Source organism: Spirillospora sp. NPDC046719 (assembly GCF_040645715.1).
In the GTDB taxonomy this organism is placed as follows: domain Bacteria; phylum Actinomycetota; class Actinomycetes; order Streptosporangiales; family Streptosporangiaceae; genus Spirillospora.
The window spans coordinates 1-3,225 of record NZ_JBEYYT010000715.1 but is presented as its reverse complement, the minus strand read 5'-3'; the positions used below and the strand labels follow the sequence as shown (position 1 = coordinate 3,225).

The window sequence follows — 3,225 nt, the reverse complement described above, 5'->3', positions numbered from 1 at the left end:
GGTATCGCGGCCCCGGCGGCGATCCGGGCGGCGGGCGGCTCGTCGGGCCGCGAGCAACAAGTCGGATCGCGGGCAGCAGGTCGGGCCGCGAGAAAGAAGTCGGGCCGCGAGCGATGAGTCCGGGCGGCGCCGCCGGTAAGTACCGGCGAGCACCGACCGAGAGGAACACCATCGTGAGCGTCATCGTCATCGAGTTCGTCACCCTCGACGGCATCGTGTCCGACCCGGACGGATCCGGCGGCACGCCGCACGGCGGCTGGGCGTTCCGGCACGGCCCCGGAACGGTCGCCGGGGACAAGTTCCGGCTCGGCGCCGTCCTCGACGACGGGGTCATGCTCCTGGGGCGCCGGACCTGGGAGCTGTTCTCGCGGCTGTGGCCGGGCCGCGACGACCCGTTCTCCGCGCGGATGAACGCGGTCCCGAAGCTGGTGGCCTCCCGCACGCTCGCCGACGCCTCCGCGTGGCAGAACTCGCGGGTCCTCCAGGGCGGCCTCGCGGAGGCCATCCGCGGCGAGCGCCGCGACGTGGTCGTCACCGGCAGCCTGAGCGTCGTGCGGGCGCTGATGGCCGAGGACCTCGTCGACGAGTACCGGCTGCTGACCTTCCCGACCGTCCTCGGCACCGGCGAGCGGCTGTTCCCGGCCGGCGGGCCGCCCGCGTACCTGGAATGCCTGTCGGCCGAGCGGACCGGCGCCGCCGTCCTCTCGCGCTACGGGCGCGAGACCGGCCCGGTGCCGGCGCCCTAGCGGCCGCAACTCTCACAGACCCGTCCATGAGAGCCGACGCCATGATGAATGATCTTCTCGATCCCGCGGGCGCGCCGGGCCTGGCCGGGGCTGCCGCGGCGGTCGTGACCGCGCTCCCTGGGGGTCAGCCCAGCCGTTCCTCGCGTCGGCGAATCACCTGCATCAGGTCCGCGGCCCGCTCCTTGATGAGGTCGAGCCCGGCATGGCCCCAGGGGCGCGGCTCGCGGTCGATGACGCAGATCGTGCCGAGCACCGTTCCCGTCCGGTCGATGAGGGGAGCGCCGACGTAGGTGCGGATGCCGAGCTTGTCGACGACCGGGTTGCCGGCGAACCGCGGGTAGTCGCACACGTCGTCCAGGACCAGTGCCTTGCGCCGCACGACGACGTGCGGGCAGTAGCCGTGGTCCAGCGGCGCCTCGCGGCCCAGCTCGACGGCGTCGGCCGGGTCGGCGCCCGGCTGCCGCGGCGCGTACAAACCGCCGAGGTACTGCTGGTCGGTCACGAAGTTCACCATCGCGAACGGCGGGAGGTCGGTGCCGGCGAGGTGCCGGGCGGCCTCGGCGAGGTCGCGGGCGAACGCGTCGAACTCGGCGTCCGGGGCCTGCCCGAGCCGCAGTTCCCGCAGCCGCACGACCCGTTGGGGCACCTCGGGGTCGACGGGCGTCAGCAGGTGGCCGGACGGTTCGTAGAGCGGGTCCTGGATCACGGGGGCTCCTGGGGCGGGTCAGCGCTGGAGGGGAGGCGGGTCGGACGGCGGCGGTGCCGGACGGAAGCGGTGTCAGACGGCGGCGGACGGGACGGCGACGAGGAGATGGCGGATCAGCGCCCGCAGCACCGCCGTCGCGGAGCCGCCGTCCCGCGCGTCGCAGAGGACGATCGGCACCCGCGGGTCGAGCCCGAGCGCGGCGCCGACCTCGTCCGGGGCGTAGCGGAACGCGCCGTCGAACTCGTTGACCGCGACGAGGAAGCGGGTCCCGCGGTTCTCGAAGAAGTCGACGGCGTCGAAGCAGTCCTCGAGCCGGCGGGTGTCGGCGAGCACGATCGCGCCGAGCGCGCCCGCGGACAGCTCGTCCCACATGAACCAGAAGCGCTGCTGGCCGGGCGTGCCGAACAGGTACAGCACGATGCCGTGCTGCTCGATCGTGATCCGGCCGAAGTCGAGGGCCACGGTGGTGGTGGACTTGCCCTCGATCCCGCCGAGGTCGTCGGAGCCGGCGCTGGCCGTGGTGATGAGCTCCTCGGTGTTCAGCGGCTCGATCTCGCTGGCGGCGCCGACGAACGTCGTCTTCCCGACGCCGAACCCGCCCGCGATGAGGATCTTGACCTGCGTCGCGGACGGCGCGGACGCGTCAGGCTCGTTGGAGGCCATCGAGCAGTTTCTCCAGGAGGGCTCGGTCGGTGGGGTCGGCCGCGGTGCGCCGCGCCTGCGTGGTCATGGCGCGGCAGTCCAGCAGGTCGGCGAGGAGGACCTTGGTGACGGTCACGGGGAGCCGCAGGTGCGCCGCGACCTCGGCGACCGACGTCGGCGCGCGGCAGCAGGCGAGCGCCTCGGCGTGCTCCGGGGCCAGCTCGCGGGGACGCCGGCCGGTCGCCACCACCAGCGACAGCAGGTCGAGCCGGACGGTCGGTCGGGTGCGGCCGGCGGTCACCGTGTACGGGCGCACGAGCGGCCCGGCGGCGGCGTCGACCCAGATCTCCTCGCCGCCGGCGGTCATGGCGAGGGGGCTCGGTCGTCCGCCGCGGCCGCCGGCCGCGCCGCGGTGTGCAGGAAGGGCCGCACCGCGCGGATCAGCCGGGCCATCTCGAATCCGACGACGGCCGGGTCGGCGTCCGCGCTCGTCATCACCGCGAGCACGGAGTTGAAGCCGGCCCAGGAGATGAACAGCTGGCTCGACCGGAGTTCGGCGACGACCTGCCGGACCTCGTTGCTCCCGTCGAATCTGGTGCCGGCGCTCCGGGCGATGGAGAAGAGGCTGGAGGCGAGCGCGGCCATCTGCTCCGCGCTGGTGCGGTCGAATCCGTGGGCCGCTTTCAGCATGCCGTCGGCGGACAGCAGCACGCTGCCGCGGATGGCCGGGACCTCGTCGCCCAGCCCCCGCAATAGCCAGGCGAGATCCTGCGCCTCGTTCGGGGACACAGCATTCAATGGGAGCTCCTCGTCATTTCCTGGTGGGCTCGTCATTTCCCGGTGTCCGGACCGTCCACGGCGCCGTCATTCTCCAGGGCGCTGCGCATGCCCTTTTGGAATGCCGCCATCAATCCCGGATTGTGCTCTGCCTCCTGGTCGGGCTCCCGATGGACGGGGGCGTTCGCCAGTTCGGGCGACAGGTGCTTCTGCGCCTGGCGGCGCGGCAGTTCCGGCCGCTCGCCGTCCGGCTGCGGGACGGCGGGCCCGGCGGCCTGGACCGGCATCGGCGGCTGCGGCCCGGTCTCCCATGTGGGCGCCGCGGGCCGGTGGGGGGCTGCGGGCGCGGGTTCC

At 73.7% G+C, this 3,225-nt stretch carries 5 protein-coding genes and 1 pseudogene; 1 reads left to right on the top strand and 5 read right to left on the bottom strand.

Annotation, left to right across the window (positions count from 1 at the left end; translation table 11 throughout):
• Window positions 1-173 precede the first annotated feature (173 nt).
• Window positions 174-746: a dihydrofolate reductase family protein gene (locus ABZ914_RS49115; RefSeq protein WP_500201481.1), complete on the top strand. Its 573-nt coding sequence runs from the start codon at window positions 174-176 to the stop codon at window positions 744-746.
• Between the two features lie 124 nt (window positions 747-870).
• Here the strand turns inward: ABZ914_RS49115 and ABZ914_RS49110 are convergent, their stop codons facing one another.
• The 5 genes and pseudogenes from ABZ914_RS49110 to ABZ914_RS49090 form a co-directional block, all read right to left on the bottom strand.
• Window positions 871-1,452 (bottom strand): GAF domain-containing protein, encoded by a 582-nt coding sequence (locus ABZ914_RS49110; protein ID WP_500201480.1) that lies wholly within the window; start codon window positions 1,450-1,452, stop codon window positions 871-873.
• Between the two features lie 72 nt (window positions 1,453-1,524).
• The gene (locus ABZ914_RS49105) at window positions 1,525-2,115 is read right to left on the bottom strand and encodes a GTP-binding protein (RefSeq protein ID WP_500201479.1); all 591 of its coding nucleotides are present in this window, start codon (window positions 2,113-2,115) and stop codon (window positions 1,525-1,527) included.
• Window positions 2,096-2,461 carry a DUF742 domain-containing protein gene (locus tag ABZ914_RS49100; protein WP_500201478.1) on the bottom strand — a complete coding sequence of 122 codons (366 nt, stop codon included), beginning with the start codon at window positions 2,459-2,461 and terminating at the stop codon, window positions 2,096-2,098. The genes ABZ914_RS49105 and ABZ914_RS49100 overlap by 20 nt, the downstream gene beginning before the upstream one ends.
• Window positions 2,458-2,883: a roadblock/LC7 domain-containing protein gene (locus ABZ914_RS49095; RefSeq protein WP_500201482.1), complete on the bottom strand. Its 426-nt coding sequence runs from the start codon at window positions 2,881-2,883 to the stop codon at window positions 2,458-2,460. The genes ABZ914_RS49100 and ABZ914_RS49095 overlap by 4 nt, the downstream gene beginning before the upstream one ends.
• A 41-nt stretch (window positions 2,884-2,924) precedes the next feature.
• Window positions 2,925-3,225 (bottom strand): annotated as a pseudogene (locus ABZ914_RS49090) (hypothetical protein); the annotation flags it as partial.